Source organism: Donghicola mangrovi, assembly GCF_013377535.1.
Classification (GTDB): domain Bacteria; phylum Pseudomonadota; class Alphaproteobacteria; order Rhodobacterales; family Rhodobacteraceae; genus Donghicola; species Donghicola mangrovi.
Map to the genome: position 1 here is coordinate 101,002 of NZ_JABCJE010000005.1, position 17,059 is coordinate 118,060.

Below are 17,059 nucleotides of genomic sequence, written 5' to 3' on the forward strand. Positions count from 1 at the left end.
ATGAAGAGACGTGATTTCCTGATCCGGTCCGCTATTCTGGGCTGCTCGGCGGCGGCTTCGCCGTTTATGACGCCGGTGGCGTTGGCCTCGGCGCCTTGGGATGCGCGGTTGGTGGTGATCATCCTGCGCGGGGCGATGGACGGGCTGGATATGGTGCGCCCTTACGGCGACCGCGAGTATGCGGCGCTGCGGGGCGGGCTGACCGGCGGCTCGGTCGGAGAGGCGGATTTGGACGGGTTCTATGCGCTGCACCCGTCGCTAGAGCCCCTGCGCCCCCTGTGGAAACAGGGCGGGTTGGGCTTTGCCCATGCGGTCAGCACGCCATACCGCGACCAGCGCAGCCACTTTGACGGGCAGGACCTGCTAGAGGCCGGCACCGTCGGGCTGGATGGCGCGGCGCGGCGGGATGGCTGGCTGAATCGCCTGCTGCAAAGCGTGCCCGGCGTGACAGGCGAGACCAGCTTTGCGCTAGGGCGCGACCGGATGCTGCTGATGCGGGGCGATGCGCCGGTCAGCACTTGGGCGCCCGAGTCGGACCTGAACCTGAGCCCTCAGGCGCGGTTGCTGCTGGAAACCGTTCACCACGATGACCCGCTGTTCGCGGGCGCGGTGTCGGACGCGATCCATATTGCGGAAAGTCTGGGGCTGATCGACGTGCCCGAAAACGTCATGGACGCCCAAGAAATGGTGATGGAGCGCGCCGAGGCCAGCCGCAAACAGGCGGCGGACGGGCACACCATGCTGGCGGAATTCGCCGCCGCACGGCTGAAGGAAGAGGCGCGGATCGCGGCCTTTTCGCTGAACGGGTGGGACACCCACAAGGGGCAGGCCAAGGCGATTGCCCGCTCTGGCACCCAGTTGGCCGAGGTGATCGGTCTGCTGCACGACCGTTTGGGCCCCGATGTCTGGGGCAAGACCGTGGTGCTGGCGATGACCGAATTCGGGCGGACGGCGCGGGTCAATGGCTCGGCCGGAACGGACCACGGGACGGGCAGTGCGATGGTGATGGCGGGCGGCGCGCTGCGCGGCGGTCAGGTCTGGGCCGATTGGCCGGGGCTGGGGGACAGCGACCTGTATGCGCGGCGCGATCTGATGCCGACCCGCGATGTGCGCGCCCACGCGGCGTGGACGCTGCGGTCTTTGTTCGGGATCGACCGGACCTTGCTGGAAACCAGCGTGTTCCCCGGTCTGGACATGGGGAACGATCCGAACCTGATCCTGTGATCAGGCCACGGCCAGCGCGTTCATCCGCTGTTGCAAGAGCGCGGCCAGATTGGCGCGGGCGGTGCCGATGGCATGCCCGCCACTGACTGCGCGCGACAGTTCCTCGACCGCGTCAGAGATCGGGGTGTCGTCGGCGCTGATCGCAACGCCGCGCAGGAATTGCAGGGCGTAACCCAGCTTGTCCCCGATGGTTTCGCGGCCCTCGTCCAGCATGTGCACCACATGGCTGAGGTCGTCGTAATAGGCCAGCTGATCGGGACGGATGGTTTCTTCGTTGATCATGCGGGGGCCGGTGGGGTGGCGGTTCAGGGGCAGGTGCCCAAGGATGGTTTCCTGAAACACCGCCAGCGACGACAGCGGCTTGGCCAGAAAGGCGTGGGCGCCCGCGTCCAGCGCCGCTTGGCGTTGCGAGACGTCGCCCGAGATGGCGATCAGCACGGGCGGGCGGGTGCCGGTGTCGGTCAGTTCCTGAAGCAGCTCACAACCGTTGCCGTCGGGCAGGCCCAGATCCACCATCAGGCAATCGGGGCGATAGATGCTAAGGTGCCGGTGGGCAGACCGCAGGCAGTCGGCGCGGCGGATGCGGGCGCCAGAGCGCATACACATCAGGCGCAGCGCCTCGCAGGTAAAGCGGCTGTCTTCGACCAGCAGCAGGCTCAGGCCGTTCAGGGGGCGCGTCGGGGTGGGGCGGGTCATCCGGTTACGCAGGTCGTCATCGTTCATCGGGTTTCTCCTCGACTCGGGGACTGGGGCGATTTCCTTCAGGATACCGGCCGCATGGATAACGTGGGGTTAACGCCCTGCGACCTTGGCGGCGCTGGACAAGCGCTGCGGTGCGGCGCGATAACTACCCCCGACCCAACAGGAGGAGACGACATTATGATCGGACGTTTGAACCACGTCGCTATTGCAGTGCCCGATTTGCAGGCCGCCGCCGAACAGTACCGCACCGCGCTGGGTGCCAAAGTGGGCGAGCCTCAGGACGAACCCGACCACGGCGTGACCGTGATCTTCATCGAATTGCCGAACACCAAGATCGAGCTACTCTACCCTTTGGGTGAGAACAGCCCGATCAACGGCTTTCTGGAAAAGAACCCCTCTGGCGGCATCCACCATGTCTGCTATGAGGTGGACGATATTATCGCGGCACGCGATCACCTGAAAGCAACCGGCGCACGTGTTCTGGGCTCGGGCGAGCCCAAGATCGGCGCCCATGGCAAGCCCGTCCTGTTCTTGCACCCCAAGGACTTTAACGGCTGCCTCGTGGAACTGGAGCAAGTCTGATGACGATCACCGCGGCCATCGTTCTATATGCGATCTGCTGGTTTATGACCCTGTTTATCACCCTGCCGCTGAAACTGCGGACCCAAGGGGATGAAGGCGAGGTTGTGCCCGGCACGCCTGCGGGCGCACCGGCAGATTTCAAGCCCAAGCGCGTGGCGCTGATCGTGACCATCTGGGGCACGCTCATCTGGGCAGCGATTGCATCGGTGATTGTGTTTGGCGGTCTGTCCATTCGGGACATGGACCCGTGGAAATCCATCCGCCCCCAGCCCATCGAGGTGGGCAAGTAAATTGGTCTGCCGCGGTTAACGCGGCAGACGATGATACAGGTGGGTGAACACGGCGCAGCCCACCACCGGAACCAGCAGGTTCAACAGCGGGATCGACAGGGGCAGGGCCATCAGCCCGCCCGCCAGCCACAGGCTGAGCGCGTTCTTGCGGCGCATCTTCTTCATTCCGGCGCGGTCCGTGCGGCGCACAGCGACCATCTGGAAATATTCGCGGCTGAGCAGGAACCCGTTCAGGGCCCAGAAGATCAGCGGCGCAAAGGGCGCAAAGATCAGATACAGCACCAGCGCCAGAAGGTTCGCCACCACGATGACGCCCATAAAGCGCAGGGAGTCCCCGATATTGGTTGCCAGACGGACGTGCTGTGCGGGGGGCAGACCGGCGTAGTGCTGATCCTCGACCGCGTCGGCCACGTCGTCCAGAAAGATGCCGGTCATGGCCGAGGCCACGGGCACCATCAGGAACGTCGAGAGCAGCAGCATCAGCGGGATCGAGCCCCACGACACCACGTTATCGACCCAAGTGACCTCGCCAATAAACGGCAGGGTGACCGAGTCCCCCAAGAGCCAGCCGACGATCCACATGACGATGGCGTAGATGCCTGCCAGCAGAGCGATGGCAAGGCCGATCCCCTTGAGGAGGACCGACCGGAAGCGCGGATCGCTGAGCTGTGCGAGGCTCAGCGACAGGGCCTTGAGGATCTGGGTCATTCAGCAACCCAAGTGACGATCTGCTCCAGATCGGGGCGCGGACGGTCGGGGGCCTCGGGGCCTTTGGTGCCGATGTGGATGATGCCAGCGACACGCTCGTGAGGTTCGGCACCGAAGGCTTCGGTGATGAACTGACGATCATGGCTGAACCAGTTCGACACCCAGTTCGCGCCGAAACCGGCGGCAGTCGCGGCGTTCACAAGCGCCAGACAGACGGCGCCGGTGGAATAGGTCTGCTCGACCGCGGGGACTTTGTCGCTGTCCACGGGGCTTTCCAGAACGACAACGGCGACGGGGCTTTTGCCGTAGACGCCGACGGGCTTGTCGATCTTGGCCTGCTCGATCCCCAGTTCCGGCCCGCGTTTCGCGATCATGCCCGACACGCGCTCCAGCGCGGCTTTCTCCAGCACGACAAAGCGCCAAGGCACCAGTTTCCCGTGGTCGGGGGTGCGGGCGGCGGCGGTGAGGATGGTGGTCAGGGTCTCGCGGTCCGGTGCGGGCTGTTGCAGCGCCAGAATGGGATAGCTCTGACGGGTCAGCAGGAAATCGAGGGCGGCTTGGTTTTTCTCGGTCATCGGTCGTCCTAAAATTACTAGGGCCTATGTCGGCAGTGGGGCGCGTCAGTTCAACCCTTTAGGGCAGAACGTGCGCGGCGATATCGTTAATTTCCGCTTCGACCATGGCATCATGTCGCGGGCCGGGCTGGCGGGCGTCATAGGTTTCGGCCAAGGGGTCGGGAACGGTGATTGTGCTGCCTGACATCTCCTCAAGCACGGCATGGCCGCAGAAGGGGACGTAAAATTCCGAGTAGCCCCCTTCGTGTGCCATCACGAGGCGGCCTTCGCAATGCTCTTCGGCGGCTTCCATCAGGCTGCGGGTCATCAGGCGATAGGTCTCGGCGGTGCACATCATGCGCGACAGGGGGTCCACAATCGCCGCATCGAACCCGCAGGCGACGATGATCACGTCGGGGCGGAATTCATCCAGCGCGGGGCGGACGATCTGATCAAACGCATAGAGGTAGCCGTGATGGCCGGTGCCGGGGGGCAGGGGGATGTTGATGTTGAACCCCTCGCCCGGGCCTGCGCCGCGATCGGTATAGGCGCCAGTGTCCTCGGGGTAGTTGCGGTCCTGATGGAGGCTGATGGTCAGCACATCGGGGCGGTCATAGAAGATCGCCTCGGTCCCGTTGCCGTGGTGCACGTCCCAGTCGATGATGGCGACGCGGCCGGCCAACCCTTCGGCGATGGCGCATTCGGTGGCGATGGCGACGTTCGCCAAGATGCAGAAGCCGTTGGGGTGATCGGGCAGGGCGTGGTGGCCCGGTGGGCGCGATAGGGCATAGGCGTTGGCAGTCTGGCCGGTCAGGACCGAGAACAGCGCGCCGCGCACCAAGCCTGCGGACTGCGCGCAAATCTCGAAACCACCGGGGCCAAAGGGGGCCTGTTCCCCCAACTCTCCGCCGCCGTTATCGGACAGGCGTTTGAATTCGCTGAGGAACGGCTCAGGGTGGACGTGCAGCATTTCCGACCACGTCACGGGATCGGCGCCGGACATGCGCAGTTCCTTGGACAGGCCGGAGCGGTCGATCAGGTTTTTCAGACGGCGCTTGGTTTCCGGTGCCTCGGGCAGGCCGCCCGCGACGAGGGGCTGCACCCAGCCGCCCACCGGATAGGTGAACGCATAGTGCCCGCCCCCGTGCCAGAAACACCCTTCGTCCCAGAAAAATCCTGTAGCCATCAGTCTAACCCCCGAAATTTCCGGTCAGACTAGGCGGGGGCGCACCAGAGTGCTAGAGGGCAATTATGGCTGATCCCGACCTGACCCATCTGGCCCAAGTAGGCACCGAAATCGCAATCCGCGTTACCCCCAAGGCGTCGCGCAACGCGATCAAGGAAGAGGACGGCGCGCTGCGCGTCTATGTCACGACCGTGCCAGAGGATGGCAAGGCCAATGCCGCTGTGGTGAAGCTGCTCTCCAAAGCGGTTGGCGTACCGAAATCACGGCTAGAGCTGGTAAGAGGGCATACCAGCCGTGACAAGGTTTTTCGCGTCCTGTGATCAGGCCTCGGCCCGGCGCAGCGTATAGACCCCTTCGGGTAGGTCGAGCGCGGCCCCAAGGTCGCGCAGCTGGCTCAGGCTCAGGGTGACTTTCATCACCTGATCGGTTCGCTGGTCATATTGTTCTAGTGTGACGCAATCCTCGAAGGCGTTGATGATCACATCCTCGGCGAAGGGGGAGGGGCCCTCATCGACCAAGGTTACAACAGTTGCGTCAAACTCGTGCTCTATCGAAAACATATGCCAAGCGTACCCTGCTGTTAGCGGCAATCAAGCCTTGCATGACATTTAGATGAACGCATTCGCATCATAGCACCCTGTACTTTGGTGCATATCTACCTAAGGGATTGATGCAAAAGGGAAATGGTCCCCCTTCGCGACATCGTGGTGGATTGCCTGCCACAGGGGGCGCACTATCTTTGTAAAAGATGAATTTTTCCTTTATTTTCGGTGAAAATGGCCTTCTACCCATACGTATCGGTAAGACTAAACGCGCTGGAACAGGCGCGCCGAACACGCCATTCTCTCTCTGACATGAAACACTTCTTCCTCTTTCCTGTGCTGGCCTTGCTGGCCGCTTGTGCTGTGCCCCTTCCAGAAGAACCCGACGCCCGCGGGTATACCGGCGCCCCCGATCAGACGGCGGGGATCTCTGCGCAGGCCGATGCGGCAGCCGAGAGATTCGTGCGTGTGGTGTCGCGGGTCGAGCCCGTGGCCGAATCGATCTGCCGAGAGGAGACCGAGCGGTTTCTGTGCGATCTGACGATCATGGTGGATGCGGACCCGAACGCGCCGCCCAACGCCTATCAGACGCAGGACCGCTGGGGCCGTCCGATCATCATCTTTACCGTCGCTCTGATCGCCGACGCCCGGAACGAGGACGAGCTGGCTTTTGTGCTGGGGCACGAGGCCTCTCACCACCTGCTGGGGCACATCAAGAAAAGCACCGAGGGCGCCAAAGCCGGCGCTGTGATCTTTGGAAATCTGGCCAGTGCCAGTGGGTTGCAGGACAAGGCGCTTGAGGATGCGGTCAATCTGGGGGCGATCGTGGGCTCGCGCTACTATGCCAAACGCTACGAGCTAGAGGCCGACCGACTGGGTACGCTGATCGCCGCCGAGGCCGGGTATAACCCCGTGCGGGGCGCGCAATTCTTTGCCCGTATCCCTGATCCCGGTGACCGGTTCCTGGGCTCTCATCCGCCGAATGCCCAACGCCTGCAGGTTGTGCGGGAAGCCGCCGCCCTGGTGGGTTATTGATCTGGGTCAACGTATCGGGGCGCAACTAATGTTGCACTGCCGGGGAACCTTATGTGCTGGAGGCCCCGAATGTCTGTATCCGAACGCTTTGAACACCATGCCAAGCTGGTTGCCGAAATGGCGGACACCCTTGGCGTTGACCTGATCGAGACCATGCAACGCGGCAATCTGGACGGCGAGGACCTGCGCCAGATGGTGAACAAGTGCACCGGCTGCACCAGCCCCTGCGAGTGCAACGACTGGCTGGCCGCCCACAAGGACGGTGCCGACGCGACCCCCGACTTCTGCCGGAACGCGGACACCTTTGCCAAGCTGAAGATCTAGGGTTCCGCACCCGCGCCCGCGCCTGCTATGGCGGGGGCATGAAACAGCTGGAACAAGTCGTGACAGACCGCGGATCGAAATACGCGGTCTCGGGTGGGGCCGCCCGTAACAAGGCCGAGGCCGAAGCTTTCCTGAAAGAGCTGAAGCGGGACAAGAAATACGCCAAAGCGACCCACAACACGTGGGCGCTTTTGCCGTCCGATGGCGAACCCTTGAAAAACGATGACGGAGAAAGCGGCGCAGGCATGGTGATCCTGCGGATGCTGGAGCGCGATGACGTCCGCGATACGGTGATCGTGGTCACGCGGTGGTATGGCGGAAAGCATCTGGGGGGTGATCGCTTCCGCCATGTCCAGACCTGTGTGCGCGAATGGCTGGACGCCTTCGCGACCTGACCCGGAAAAAGGCGACCCGGTTGGGGCCGGGCCGCCCAAAGCACATCCAGACGTAGTTGGAGATTACGCCAGTTTGCGCTTTTTACGGCGGGAGGCAAAGCCACCCAGAACCATCAGGCCAGCTGCGGCCATGGGCAGTGCTGCGGGCAGCGGGATCGGAGCAAGGTCGCCCTTGCCGTAGATCGTCGCGACCGCTTTGCCGAATTTGTCATCCAGCGAGTCGATGTAGAACGAGAAGCTGTCGGTCGGCTTGACGGTGAATTCGTACTTGCCGCCCTGCAGGCTGATGCCGGCGTCGTCGGACAGCTGCACCTTCTTGCCGTTGATGATCAGACCGAACGGGTCGTTGCTTGCGCCGTTCTTGTCGTAGGTGCCATAGACCCACTGGGTGGTCAGCGCGACCACACCGGTAAAGCCGGTGAAGGTCAGCGAGGTGATGATGTTGGTGTCGGACTTGCTGTTCGAACCTTTCAGGCGATACAGGAAATCGGTACCGGGATAAGTGGCAGACTTATCCTTGTACCAACCGTTACCGCCGTTGTCTTCGAAGGTGCCGGTCGACCCGTAGGGACCCGCGAAATTCACGGTCGTCGCCTGCGCGCCGGTGGCCAGAAGCAGGCACATTCCAGCTGCACTCAGAAACTTTAGCATAAATTAATCCTCAAATTGGAACGCCCCGTACATTTCAGGACCAACTTATTGTGCCATCAAATTTTCTTCTGTTTAGGGGCTATTTGAAAAAATTACGAAAAAATAAACGCCTAGGGACGGGATTGTTTCGCGGATAAATCCATCCTCATGAAAACAAAGGGAAATTAATCGGAACTTTGAATAAAAGTCTGAGGGCCGATTGTGGTTTTTGCTTGTTCTCGATACGTGAACAATAGGGCGAATGGGTCAAACTGTACGGACCTGCCCTGAAAACGGAAAAAGCGGCGCTTTTGCGCCGCTTTTCCAAGATTCGTCCCTAGGGGTGCTTCGTTCTCAGTCGGATATTTTTCCCCAAAGATCATACTCTCCGGCCTCGTCGACCTCGACCTTAACGATGTCACCGACTGACAGATTCTCGGTGCTCTCGTCGATAAAGAGGTTGCCGTCGATCTCGGGGGCGTCGGCCCAGGTGCGGCAGGTAGCGATCCCGTCTTCGTCGATTTCGTCAACAATCGCTTCCAGCGTCTTGCCAACTTTGGCCTCGAGCTTGGCTTCGGAAATGGCCTGAGCCTTTTCCATGAAGCGTTCCCAGCGCTCTTGCTTGATTTCGTCGGGCACATGGTCGGGCAAATCGTTGGAACGGGCGCCCGCGGCGTTTTCGTATTGGAAGCAACCGACGCGATCCAGCTGTGCTTCATCTAACCAATCCAGCAGGGTCTGGAACTCTGCCTCGGTCTCGCCGGGGTAGCCGACGATAAAGGTGCTGCGCAGGGTGATGTCGGGGCACACGTCGCGCCAAGCGGCGATCTCGTCCAGCGTCTTGGCGGCAGCGGCAGGGCGCGCCATCCGCTTCAGCGTGTCAGGGTGCGCGTGCTGGAAGGGGATGTCCAGATAGGGCAGGATCAGCCCGTCTGCCATCAGCGGGATCAGGTCACGCACATGGGGGTAGGGGTAGACATAGTGCAACCGCACCCACGCCCCCAAGGACCCCAGATCGCGCGCCAAGTCCTTGATGTGGGCGCGGTGGCCGCGCTCCTCGGCGTGCTTGATGTCGACGCCATAGGCGCTGGTGTCCTGTGAAATCACCAGCAGTTCCTTGACCCCGTTCTGCACCAGTTTCTCGGCCTCGCGCACGACGGCATGAGCCGGACGGCTGACCAAGCGGCCGCGCATATCGGGGATGATGCAGAATTTGCACTTGTGGTTACAGCCCTCGGAAATCTTGAGATAGCTGTAGTGGCGGGGCGTCAGGCTGACCCCGCTGGCAGGCAGCAGATCCACAAACGGATCGGGGCTGGGGGGCACCGCCCCGTGCACCGCATCCAGCACCTGCTCGTACTGGTGCGGGCCGGTGACGGCCAGAACCTTGGGGTGGTGGCCGGTGATGTATTCGGGCTCTGCCCCCAGACAGCCGGTCACGATCACGCGGCCATTCTCGGCCAGCGCCTCGCCGATCGCTTCCAAAGACTCTGCCTTGGCCGAATCCAGAAACCCGCAGGTGTTCACGATCACCGCATCCGCGCCAGAATAGTCAGGGCTGATCGCATAGCCTTCGGCCCGCAGGCGGGTCAGAATGCGCTCGCTGTCCACCAGCGCCTTGGGACAGCCCAAGGACACCATCCCGATGGTCGGCTGGCCGGGGCGGGCCTCGTCACGGATCAGCGCACGGGGCGCAAGGTCGGGTCGCAGGTTCGGGGGGTTCTGGCTCATGGTCGGTCCACCGGCTAGCGGCCACAAGGCAACACCACCTTGCAACCAAAAACGACGAAAGGGGCCTGATCCAGCCCCCTGCTTCTTCTTTGCTTTAAATACTCATTAACGCGCCGCCACCCACAGGGCACCGGCGCCAAGAGTTCAGCGGCGACGGTCCCGCTTGTTGTTCACGGGCTGGAACGCCACGCCAACATGTGCCTCGCAATAGGGCTTGCCCTGCTGGACAGGGTGGCCGCAGAACCAGAAGTCCGGGGTCGCCGGATCGCCCACGGGCCATTTGCAGGTGCGCTCGGTCAGCTCCATCAGGGTCAGGCGCTTTGCCTTCTTCTCGACTTCACTCACCTTGGCCAGAGCCTCGGCAGGGATCTCGTTGGCCGAGGGCTGCGGGGGCAGGGGCTGACCGGCCGGAATGATCGCCTTGCGGGCCGGGGTCGGCACGGGCACAGGGCGCGCTTCGGGCGCGGGGGCCGCGGCCGCAGGGGCGGGCTCGGGCTTGGGCGCGGGTTTGGGCTTGGCTTCGGCCTTGGGTTTCGGTGCCGCCTTGGGTTCGGGAGCAGCGGCAGGCGCCGCCGCAGCCGCGCCGCCCGCATTGCGGTTCGACAGACCCAGACGGTGCACTTTGCCGATCACCGCGTTACGGGTCACGCCACCGAGCTCCTTGGCGATCTGGCTTGCCGATTGGCCTTCGCCCCACATCTTTTTCAGAAGCTCAACGCGTTCGTCGGTCCAGGACATACAGCTTTCCTTGATGGTCAAAGGCGTCCGAAGGGGGACAGCCTAACAGAAATTGGTCGAGGCCCTATTCTAATCATCCCACGCCGCGTTACAAGGCACGCAAAGCATTCTAGGGAAATCGGCACATGTCGCAGACGAACGAAATGGGAGAACGCCGCTTTGGTCGGGTGAACTGGCTAGGCCTGATGACACTGGCAGAGCGCGAATGCCGCCGGTTTCTGGCGGTCTGGAACCAGACGCTGGCCGCACCTATTGTGACCGCAGGCCTGTTTCTGACCATATTTGCCATAGCAATCGGCCCCACAAGGGGGGATGTGATGGGTGTACCCTTTGTCCACTTCATCGCACCGGGCATCCTGATGATGACCGTGATCCAGAACGCATTCGCCAATGTGTCGTCCTCGATCGTCAGCGCCAAGGTGCAGGGAAATATCGTCGACACGCTGATGCCGCCCCTGTCGGCAGGCGAAATGGTGCTGGGTTATCTGGCCGGCGGCATCGTCCGCGGGGTTCTGGTGGCCATCGTGATCGCCCTAGCGATTCTCTTGTTTCTGGGCACGGGGCTAAAGCACCCCTTCGCGGCGCTGGCCTTCATCATCGTCGGGTCCGCGTTTATGGGCGGGATGGGCATGGTCGCGGCGGTCTATTCGCAGAAGTTTGATCAAATTGCCGCGATCACGAATTTCGTCGTCACGCCACTCGCCTTCCTGTCGGGTACCTTCTACTCGGTCGAGGCGATGCCCGTCGGTCTTTACCAGATCACCCACCTGAACCCGATTTTCTACTTTATCGACGGGGTGCGCTGGTCAGTGCTGGGGATTTCGGACAGCAATCCGCTGTTCGGTTTCTGCTTTGGCCTGACGGCGGCGATCGCTGTAAATCTGGTCGCGTGGTGGATGTTCCGCACCGGTTACCGCCTCAAGGCGTGAACGAATCTTCTTTATTTTTGCCCTGCGCCGCGCTATGCGCAGGGCATGATGACCCTGTCGATCTTCCGTGCTGTCACAGCCGACCGACGCCGACGCGCATTCGCCGCGTAACGGCTCCGTCATCTTGTGCTTTTTTCGCACGCCATCTTTTGCAAAATACCTGAAATCGTTGACTTGAACGGCCCTACAGGCCACCAAAGCCTTCATCCACAAGGAAGAATGCCATGATCCCTTCGGTTCTGCCCACTTACAATCGCGCTCCCCTGTCCTTCGTCAAAGGCGAAGGTAGCTGGCTGATCGAGGCTGACGGCCGACGCTTTCTCGATCTGGGGGCGGGTATCGCTGTGAACGCCCTGGGTCACGCCAACCCCGCGCTGACCGAGACCCTGACCCAGCAGGCGCAGACCCTGTGGCATGTGTCGAACCTGTACAACATTCCCCAGCAGCAGCAGCTGGCCGACCGTCTGGTCGACGCCACCTTTGCCGACACCGTGTTCTTCACGAACTCGGGCACCGAAAGCTGCGAGCTGGCGGTCAAAATGGCGCGCAAATACTGGTACGACAAAGGCCAGCCCGAGCGTCATGTGATCATAACTTTTGAGGGCAGCTTCCACGGCCGCTCCTCGGCCGGTATCGCCGCCGCTGGCAGCGAGAAAATGACCAAAGGCTTCGCGCCCTTGTTGCCCGGTTTCCGCCATCTGCCCTTCGGCGATCATGACGCCATCAAAGAGGCGATCCAGCAGCCCGACGTGGCCGGCATCCTGATCGAGCCCGTTCAGGGCGAGGGCGGCATTCGCCCGCTGCCCGATGTCTGCCTCAAGGGCATTCGCGCCCTGTGCAACGAAACCGGCGCCCTGATGATGCTGGACGAAGTGCAATGCGGCGTCGCCCGGACCGGCAAACTCTTTGCCCACGAATGGGCGGGCGTGACCCCGGACATCATGATGGTGGCTAAGGGCATCGGCGGCGGCTTCCCCCTCGGCGCGGTTCTGGCGACCGAGGACGCGGCCAGCGGCATGACCGCAGGCACCCATGGCTCGACCTATGGCGGCAACCCTCTGGGCTGCGCCGTCGGCAACAAAGTCATGGAGATCGTCAGCACACCCGACTTCCTGTCCGAAGTGAACCGCAAGGCGGGCCTTTTGCGTCAGGGTCTGGAATCTCTGGTCGCCCGTCACCCCGACCTCTTTGACAGCGTCCGCGGCCTTGGTCTGATGATCGGCCTGAAATGCAAGGTCACCAACACCGACGTGGTCAAAGCCGCCTATGACGCGGGCCTTCTGACCGTCCCCGCCGGGGACAACGTGGTGCGCCTGCTGCCCGCCCTGAACATCCCCGACGAAGACATCTCCGAAGCCCTCAGCCGCTTCGAGGCCGTTGCGTCGGCCCTGAAACAGGCCTGATTTCTTCTTGCAAAAATACTCCGGGGGAGGCCGCCAAAGGCGGACGGGGGCAGCGCCCCCACCCGGGCCCGACAGAAAGACACCGTGATGAACCACTTTCTAGACATTCACAAAACCGACCAAGCCGATCTTCTGGCGATGCTTGCCAACGCCGAGCAGATGAAGAACGCCCGCAAGGGCCAGCCCAAGGGCATGCCCGACGCGGACCAGCCTCTGGCGGGCCGCATGGTTGCGCTGATCTTCGAAAAACCCTCGACCCGGACCCGCGTCAGCTTTGACGTCGGCGTGCGCCAGATGGGTGGTCAGACCATGGTTCTGTCGGGCAACGACCTGCAACTGGGCCACGGCGAAACCATCGCCGACACCGCCCGCGTTCTGTCGCGCTATGTGGACATGATCATGATCCGCACCTTCGACGAATCCGTGCTGCTGGAACTGGCCGAGCATTCGACCGTGCCCGTGATCAACGGCCTGACCGACCGCACCCACCCCTGCCAGATCATGGCCGACATGCTGACCTACCGCGAACACCGCGGCGATATCGCCGGCAAAAAGGTGGTCTGGTCCGGTGACGGCAACAACGTCTGCGCGTCCTTCCTGCATGCGGCTGGCCAGTTCGGTTTCGATTTCACCTACACCGGCCCCGAAAAGCTGGACCCCGAGGCAGAGTTCGTGGGCTATGCCCGCTCCAAGGGCTCGCAGGTCAGCATCGAGCGTGACCCCTTCAAGGCGGTCGAGGGCGCGGATCTGGTCGTGACCGACACTTGGGTGTCCATGCATGACAGCCAGTCCACCAAGGAACGCCGCCACAACCTGCTGCGTCCCTATCAGGTGAACCCCGAGCTGATGGCCGCCGCCAAGGACGACGCGATCTTCATGCACTGCCTGCCCGCCCACCGCGGCGAGGAAGTGACCTCGGACGTCATGGACGGCCCCCAGAGCGTCATTTTCGACGAGGCAGAAAACCGTCTTCACGCCCAAAAGGCCGTGATGCGCTGGTGCCTCGGGGTTTGATCCCTGCACCTGTGCACAGCCCCTCTACGACGAAAGTCGCTTGATGTTTGCGGTAACGGCGTTAGATATCACGCGACTTTTGATAGGAGTGTGGGATGGTTGAAGCACAGAAAATCGGGCTGATCGGCCTTGGGACCATGGGCAGCGCGCTGGCGTTGAACCTGGCTGAAAAGGGCGCCCATGTGGTCGTCCAGAACCGGACCCACGCCCGTGTGCCCGAATTCATTGCCGAGGCTGGCGATCTGGCCTCGAACCTCGAGGGCGCGGGCGATCTGGCTGATTTCGTTGGCCGTTTGCCCCAGCCTCGCTTCATCATCCTGATGACCCCCGCCGGTGCCCCCACCGACGCCATGATCGAAGAGCTGAAGCCCCTGCTTGCCGCAGGCGACACCCTGATCGACGCGGGCAACTCTGACTTCCACGACACACGCCGCCGTACCGCCGATATGGAATCGGCTGGCTTCAAGTTCCTTGGCATGGGTGTGTCTGGCGGCGAAGAAGGTGCGCGTCATGGTCCCAGCATCATGGTTGGCGGCACCGCAGACGCCTATGCGCCGGTGAAATCCATCATCGAAGCCATTGCGGCCAAGTTCGAAGGCGCCCCTTGTGCGGCGCATCTGGGGCCGGACGGCGCGGGCCACTTTGTGAAGACCGTTCACAACGGCATCGAATACGCGGACATGCAGATGATCGCCGAGGTTTACGGCCTGCTGCGTGACGCAGGCTGGGACGCGGGCCGCATTGGCACCCTGTTCGGGGAATGGGGCAAGGGCGATCTGGGCTCCTATTTGGTCGAAGTGACCGAAGCCGTCCTGACCGCCACCGACCCCGAGAGCGGCAAGCCCATGGTCGACATGATCGCCGACAAGGCAGGCCAGAAGGGCACCGGCCGCTGGACCGTGATCGAGGCGCTGAAGCTGGGCCAATCCGCCACCACCATCGAAGCCGCCGTTGCGGCGCGGTCCTGGTCGGCAGAACCCGAGGTGCGTAACGCAGGCGAGGCGGCCCTGACCCCCGCAGGCACCGAAGCCGTCGTGGTCGAGCCCGAAGACCTGAAGAGCGCGTTCCTTGTGTCGCGCATTCTGGCCTACGCGCAGGGCTTCCGCGTGCTGCAGGCGGCGTCGGACACCTATGGCTGGGATCTGGACATGGCCCGCGTGGCCGAAATCTGGCGCGCAGGCTGCATCATCCGCAGCGTGCTCTTGGACGAGATCAGCGGCGCGCATCGTGGCGGTCTGCCGAACGGTCAGCTCTATCTGGCGGATGGTCTGCGCGAGAAGGTCGTGGGCGGTCTGCCCGCCCTGCGCCGTGTGGTCGCCGCAGCGGCCATCAGTGGCCAGCCTGTTCCCGCCCTGTCGAGCGCGCTGTCGTTCATCGACACCATGCGCCACAGCCGTGGTACGACCAACCTGATCCAAGCGCAGCGCGACTATTTCGGCGCCCACGGGTTCGAGCGTGTGGATAGCGACGAGACCGGACTGCACGGTCCTTGGGCCGGTCACGGGATGTAAAACGGGGGAGGGGGCTCTGCCCCCGCCTGCCGCTGGCAGGCCCCCCCGGGGTATTTTCGCCAAGATGAAGAAAGGCCGTTCCGCAAGTCGGGGCGGCCTTTTGCGTTGGGTCAGATCAGGCCGCGCCAGACCAGAACGGCGAGGATGATCCCCCCAAGGACCAACATGTTGAACATGATCGAGCTGATGATCCCGAGGCGGCGTTTGCGGCTGCGTCCGGTGGTGTCGATGCTGCCAAGGTGCTTGCGCAGGGCCTTTGCGTTCCGGTTCGCGCTGGTCTGGTCGATCATGCGAGACAGCTTGGGGTGGGTGGCCAGTGCAGACGATTCGCTGAGTTCCTGCGCCGCGCGGCGCAGTTTGCGGGGCAGGCGTTTCTGGGCCTTGCGGGTCTGTCCCTGAAGCGTTGGCGCCTTGATCCCAAGGCGGGTTTTCATCAGATCCGAGACTTCGGTTTCAATATTCGCGATTTCCCGCGGGTCCATTGGGCATCCTCTCGCCTTTGGGGGCGTAAGATGGTTTATCAGGTTGCGACACATACTGGAATGCAACCGAGCCCGGGACTTTTACACAAAGATGTTGAATGTAGACATTTATGGCGAAGGCCAGCCGCCCTTGATGATCGTGCATGGCCTTTATGGATCGGCGCGGAACTGGGGCGTTATTTCGCGCCGCCTGTCCGAAGATCGCCGCGTGGTCGCGGTGGACCAGCGCAACCACGGGGACAGCCCTTGGTACGATGAACATACCTATCACGATATGGCCAACGATCTGGCGCAGGTGATCGAGGCTGAAATGCCCGGCGGCGCGATTGTTCTGGGCCATTCCATGGGCGGCAAGGCGTCGATGGTGCTGGCGCTGACGCGGCCCGATCTGGTCAAAGGGCTGATCGTCGCCGACATTGCGCCCGTGGCCTATGACCACACGCAAATCCAGTTCATTGAGGCGATGCGTGGGCTGGACCTGTCGGCCGTGAACACGCGCGGGGATGCGAACCGTTTGATGGCCGAAACCGTGCCCGAGGACGGCGTGCGGGCGTTCCTTCTGCAGTCGCTGGACGTCAAGGAAAAGCGCTGGCGCCTGAACCTCGATGTGCTGGCGCGCGAGATGGCCACCGTGGTCGGCTGGCCCGCCGCCGAGATGGCAGGCCGCACCTATGACGGGCCGGTTCTGTTCCTGTCAGGGGCCGAAAGCACCTATGTCACCCCCGCGGGCCGAGAGGCCGCCAAGGCGCATTTCCCCAATTCGCGGTTCTTCAAAATTCCCGGTGCGGGCCACTGGCTGCACGCGGAAAAGCCCCGCGAATTCGAGGCCGCCGTTCAGGCGTGGATCGAGGCTCAGGCGTTTTCGTAAATCTGCTTGGCGACGAACCAGCTGATCGGCAGGGCAATCAGGAAACCGGCGGCAGCGGCACCCAGAATGGGTGTAAGCGTGTCCAACCCCATGGTCAGCACCAGCACAACGCCGGTCCCCATCAGGGTCGTCGAAATCAAAGAGAACAGGGTCAGGGCAAGACGTAGCATCTGCAAACCTCCTCGGGACTTTGCGCGTTCCCGAGGAGATT

Annotated in this window: 22 protein-coding genes; 12 read left to right on the top strand and 10 right to left on the bottom strand. The window is 62.7% G+C overall.

Going from position 1 to position 17,059, the window contains the following annotated elements; translation table 11 throughout:
* Entirely contained in the window at window positions 1-1,224 is a 1,224-nt protein-coding gene (locus HJ536_RS12335) for a DUF1501 domain-containing protein (protein ID WP_177157942.1), read from the top strand.
* On the opposite strand, the gene HJ536_RS12340 is transcribed toward HJ536_RS12335, so the two are convergent.
* A complete protein-coding gene (locus tag HJ536_RS12340; RefSeq protein ID WP_177157943.1) occupies window positions 1,225-1,947 on the bottom strand; it encodes a response regulator in 723 nt (240 codons plus the stop codon).
* A 156-nt stretch (window positions 1,948-2,103) separates the two neighbouring features.
* On the opposite strand from HJ536_RS12340, the gene mce reads away from it, so the two are divergent.
* Both mce and HJ536_RS12350 read left to right on the top strand, forming a co-directional pair.
* On the top strand, window positions 2,104-2,508 hold the full coding sequence (gene mce, locus HJ536_RS12345) for a methylmalonyl-CoA epimerase (protein ID WP_176854970.1): 405 nt from the start codon (window positions 2,104-2,106) through the stop codon (window positions 2,506-2,508).
* On the top strand, window positions 2,508-2,798 hold the full coding sequence (locus tag HJ536_RS12350; protein ID WP_176854971.1) for a DUF1467 family protein: 291 nt from the start codon (window positions 2,508-2,510) through the stop codon (window positions 2,796-2,798). The genes mce and HJ536_RS12350 overlap by 1 nt, the downstream gene beginning before the upstream one ends.
* Window positions 2,799-2,813: 15 nt before the next feature.
* Here the strand turns inward: HJ536_RS12350 and HJ536_RS12355 are convergent, their stop codons facing one another.
* Genes HJ536_RS12355 through HJ536_RS12365 form a run of 3 tightly spaced genes read right to left on the bottom strand, consistent with a single transcriptional unit; the run spans window position 2,814 to window position 5,246 of the window.
* Entirely contained in the window at window positions 2,814-3,506 is a 693-nt protein-coding gene (locus HJ536_RS12355; RefSeq protein WP_177157944.1) for an EI24 domain-containing protein, read from the bottom strand.
* A complete protein-coding gene (locus HJ536_RS12360) occupies window positions 3,503-4,081 on the bottom strand; it encodes a nitroreductase family protein (protein ID WP_177157945.1) in 579 nt (192 codons plus the stop codon). The genes HJ536_RS12355 and HJ536_RS12360 overlap by 4 nt, the downstream gene beginning before the upstream one ends.
* A gap of 58 nt (window positions 4,082-4,139) precedes the next feature.
* Window positions 4,140-5,246 carry a class II histone deacetylase gene (locus HJ536_RS12365; protein WP_177157946.1) on the bottom strand — a complete coding sequence of 369 codons (1,107 nt, stop codon included), beginning with the start codon at window positions 5,244-5,246 and terminating at the stop codon, window positions 4,140-4,142.
* A gap of 65 nt (window positions 5,247-5,311) precedes the next feature.
* On the opposite strand from HJ536_RS12365, the gene HJ536_RS12370 reads away from it, so the two are divergent.
* Window positions 5,312-5,566: a DUF167 domain-containing protein gene (locus HJ536_RS12370; protein WP_176854975.1), complete on the top strand. Its 255-nt coding sequence runs from the start codon at window positions 5,312-5,314 to the stop codon at window positions 5,564-5,566.
* Here the strand turns inward: HJ536_RS12370 and HJ536_RS12375 are convergent, their stop codons facing one another.
* Entirely contained in the window at window positions 5,567-5,806 is a 240-nt protein-coding gene (locus HJ536_RS12375; RefSeq protein ID WP_176854976.1) for a hypothetical protein, read from the bottom strand.
* Window positions 5,807-6,100: 294 nt separating this feature from the next.
* Between HJ536_RS12375 and HJ536_RS12380 the strand changes: the two genes are divergently transcribed.
* The 3 genes from HJ536_RS12380 (at window position 6,101) to HJ536_RS12390 (ending at window position 7,542) form a co-directional block, all read left to right on the top strand.
* Complete coding sequence (locus HJ536_RS12380) at window positions 6,101-6,823, top strand: M48 family metallopeptidase (RefSeq protein ID WP_176854977.1); 723 nt, start codon at window positions 6,101-6,103, stop codon at window positions 6,821-6,823.
* A gap of 69 nt (window positions 6,824-6,892) precedes the next feature.
* Entirely contained in the window at window positions 6,893-7,147 is a 255-nt protein-coding gene (locus tag HJ536_RS12385) for a DUF6455 family protein (RefSeq protein ID WP_176854978.1), read from the top strand.
* A gap of 38 nt (window positions 7,148-7,185) precedes the next feature.
* The gene (locus HJ536_RS12390; protein ID WP_177157947.1) at window positions 7,186-7,542 is read left to right on the top strand and encodes a YigZ family protein; all 357 of its coding nucleotides are present in this window, start codon (window positions 7,186-7,188) and stop codon (window positions 7,540-7,542) included.
* 63 nt (window positions 7,543-7,605) lie between these two features.
* Here HJ536_RS12390 and HJ536_RS12395 read toward each other — a convergent pair whose 3' ends face one another.
* The 3 genes from HJ536_RS12395 to HJ536_RS12405 all read right to left on the bottom strand — a co-directional run bounded on the left by HJ536_RS12395 (window position 7,606) and on the right by HJ536_RS12405 (window position 10,641).
* The gene (locus HJ536_RS12395) at window positions 7,606-8,193 is read right to left on the bottom strand and encodes a hypothetical protein (RefSeq protein ID WP_176854980.1); all 588 of its coding nucleotides are present in this window, start codon (window positions 8,191-8,193) and stop codon (window positions 7,606-7,608) included.
* Between the two features lie 333 nt (window positions 8,194-8,526).
* The gene (gene rimO / locus HJ536_RS12400) at window positions 8,527-9,903 is read right to left on the bottom strand and encodes a 30S ribosomal protein S12 methylthiotransferase RimO (protein ID WP_177157948.1); all 1,377 of its coding nucleotides are present in this window, start codon (window positions 9,901-9,903) and stop codon (window positions 8,527-8,529) included.
* 144 nt (window positions 9,904-10,047) lie between these two features.
* Window positions 10,048-10,641, bottom strand: a complete 594-nt coding sequence (locus HJ536_RS12405) for a GcrA family cell cycle regulator (protein WP_176854982.1) — start codon at window positions 10,639-10,641, stop codon at window positions 10,048-10,050.
* A gap of 125 nt (window positions 10,642-10,766) precedes the next feature.
* Here HJ536_RS12405 and HJ536_RS12410 point away from each other — a divergent pair, with 125 nt between their 5' ends.
* From HJ536_RS12410 to gndA, 4 genes are all read left to right on the top strand, one after another.
* Window positions 10,767-11,570, top strand: coding sequence for an ABC transporter permease (locus HJ536_RS12410; protein WP_228028712.1), 804 nt, complete (start codon window positions 10,767-10,769; stop codon window positions 11,568-11,570).
* Window positions 11,571-11,794: 224 nt separating this feature from the next.
* Complete coding sequence (locus tag HJ536_RS12415; protein ID WP_177157949.1) at window positions 11,795-12,973, top strand: aspartate aminotransferase family protein; 1,179 nt, start codon at window positions 11,795-11,797, stop codon at window positions 12,971-12,973.
* An 87-nt stretch (window positions 12,974-13,060) separates the two neighbouring features.
* Window positions 13,061-13,987, top strand: coding sequence for an ornithine carbamoyltransferase (argF, locus tag HJ536_RS12420; RefSeq protein ID WP_176854984.1), 927 nt, complete (start codon window positions 13,061-13,063; stop codon window positions 13,985-13,987).
* Window positions 13,988-14,082: 95 nt separating this feature from the next.
* On the top strand, window positions 14,083-15,498 hold the full coding sequence (gndA, locus tag HJ536_RS12425; protein WP_176854985.1) for an NADP-dependent phosphogluconate dehydrogenase: 1,416 nt from the start codon (window positions 14,083-14,085) through the stop codon (window positions 15,496-15,498).
* Between the two features lie 110 nt (window positions 15,499-15,608).
* Here gndA and HJ536_RS12430 read toward each other — a convergent pair whose 3' ends face one another.
* Window positions 15,609-15,980 (bottom strand): hypothetical protein, encoded by a 372-nt coding sequence (locus HJ536_RS12430; protein WP_176854986.1) that lies wholly within the window; start codon window positions 15,978-15,980, stop codon window positions 15,609-15,611.
* Between the two features lie 91 nt (window positions 15,981-16,071).
* Between HJ536_RS12430 and HJ536_RS12435 the strand changes: the two genes are divergently transcribed.
* Window positions 16,072-16,848 carry an alpha/beta fold hydrolase gene (locus tag HJ536_RS12435; RefSeq protein ID WP_177157950.1) on the top strand — a complete coding sequence of 259 codons (777 nt, stop codon included), beginning with the start codon at window positions 16,072-16,074 and terminating at the stop codon, window positions 16,846-16,848.
* Here the strand turns inward: HJ536_RS12435 and HJ536_RS12440 are convergent.
* Window positions 16,833-17,018 carry a CTP synthetase gene (locus tag HJ536_RS12440; protein WP_177157951.1) on the bottom strand — a complete coding sequence of 62 codons (186 nt, stop codon included), beginning with the start codon at window positions 17,016-17,018 and terminating at the stop codon, window positions 16,833-16,835. The two genes, HJ536_RS12435 and HJ536_RS12440, sit on opposite strands and share 16 nt — an antisense overlap.
* Between the last annotated feature and the right edge of the window lie 41 nt (window positions 17,019-17,059).

What these genes read in the sequence shown, in the direction of transcription:
- HJ536_RS12335 (WP_177157942.1), top strand. Translation starts at nt 1, where the DNA reads ATGAAGAGACGTGATTTCCTGATCCGGTCCGCTATTCTGGGCTGCTCG.
- HJ536_RS12350 (WP_176854971.1), top strand. Translation starts at nt 2,508, where the DNA reads ATGACGATCACCGCGGCCATCGTTCTATATGCGATCTGCTGGTTTATG.
- HJ536_RS12385 (WP_176854978.1), top strand. Translation starts at nt 6,893, where the DNA reads ATGTCTGTATCCGAACGCTTTGAACACCATGCCAAGCTGGTTGCCGAA.
- HJ536_RS12395 (WP_176854980.1), bottom strand. Translation starts at nt 8,193, where the DNA reads ATGCTAAAGTTTCTGAGTGCAGCTGGAATGTGCCTGCTTCTGGCCACC.
- rimO (WP_177157948.1), bottom strand. Translation starts at nt 9,903, where the DNA reads ATGAGCCAGAACCCCCCGAACCTGCGACCCGACCTTGCGCCCCGTGCG.
- argF (WP_176854984.1), top strand. Translation starts at nt 13,061, where the DNA reads ATGAACCACTTTCTAGACATTCACAAAACCGACCAAGCCGATCTTCTG.
- HJ536_RS12410 (WP_228028712.1), top strand. Translation starts at nt 10,767, where the DNA reads ATGTCGCAGACGAACGAAATGGGAGAACGCCGCTTTGGTCGGGTGAAC.
- HJ536_RS12390 (WP_177157947.1), top strand. Translation starts at nt 7,186, where the DNA reads ATGAAACAGCTGGAACAAGTCGTGACAGACCGCGGATCGAAATACGCG.
- HJ536_RS12340 (WP_177157943.1), bottom strand. Translation starts at nt 1,947, where the DNA reads ATGAACGATGACGACCTGCGTAACCGGATGACCCGCCCCACCCCGACG.
- gndA (WP_176854985.1), top strand. Translation starts at nt 14,083, where the DNA reads ATGGTTGAAGCACAGAAAATCGGGCTGATCGGCCTTGGGACCATGGGC.
- HJ536_RS12370 (WP_176854975.1), top strand. Translation starts at nt 5,312, where the DNA reads ATGGCTGATCCCGACCTGACCCATCTGGCCCAAGTAGGCACCGAAATC.
- HJ536_RS12375 (WP_176854976.1), bottom strand. Translation starts at nt 5,806, where the DNA reads ATGTTTTCGATAGAGCACGAGTTTGACGCAACTGTTGTAACCTTGGTC.
- HJ536_RS12365 (WP_177157946.1), bottom strand. Translation starts at nt 5,246, where the DNA reads ATGGCTACAGGATTTTTCTGGGACGAAGGGTGTTTCTGGCACGGGGGC.
- HJ536_RS12440 (WP_177157951.1), bottom strand. Translation starts at nt 17,018, where the DNA reads ATGCTACGTCTTGCCCTGACCCTGTTCTCTTTGATTTCGACGACCCTG.
- mce (WP_176854970.1), top strand. Translation starts at nt 2,104, where the DNA reads ATGATCGGACGTTTGAACCACGTCGCTATTGCAGTGCCCGATTTGCAG.
- HJ536_RS12380 (WP_176854977.1), top strand. Translation starts at nt 6,101, where the DNA reads ATGAAACACTTCTTCCTCTTTCCTGTGCTGGCCTTGCTGGCCGCTTGT.
- HJ536_RS12355 (WP_177157944.1), bottom strand. Translation starts at nt 3,506, where the DNA reads ATGACCCAGATCCTCAAGGCCCTGTCGCTGAGCCTCGCACAGCTCAGC.
- HJ536_RS12405 (WP_176854982.1), bottom strand. Translation starts at nt 10,641, where the DNA reads ATGTCCTGGACCGACGAACGCGTTGAGCTTCTGAAAAAGATGTGGGGC.
- HJ536_RS12435 (WP_177157950.1), top strand. Translation starts at nt 16,072, where the DNA reads ATGTTGAATGTAGACATTTATGGCGAAGGCCAGCCGCCCTTGATGATC.
- HJ536_RS12430 (WP_176854986.1), bottom strand. Translation starts at nt 15,980, where the DNA reads ATGGACCCGCGGGAAATCGCGAATATTGAAACCGAAGTCTCGGATCTG.
- HJ536_RS12360 (WP_177157945.1), bottom strand. Translation starts at nt 4,081, where the DNA reads ATGACCGAGAAAAACCAAGCCGCCCTCGATTTCCTGCTGACCCGTCAG.
- HJ536_RS12415 (WP_177157949.1), top strand. Translation starts at nt 11,795, where the DNA reads ATGATCCCTTCGGTTCTGCCCACTTACAATCGCGCTCCCCTGTCCTTC.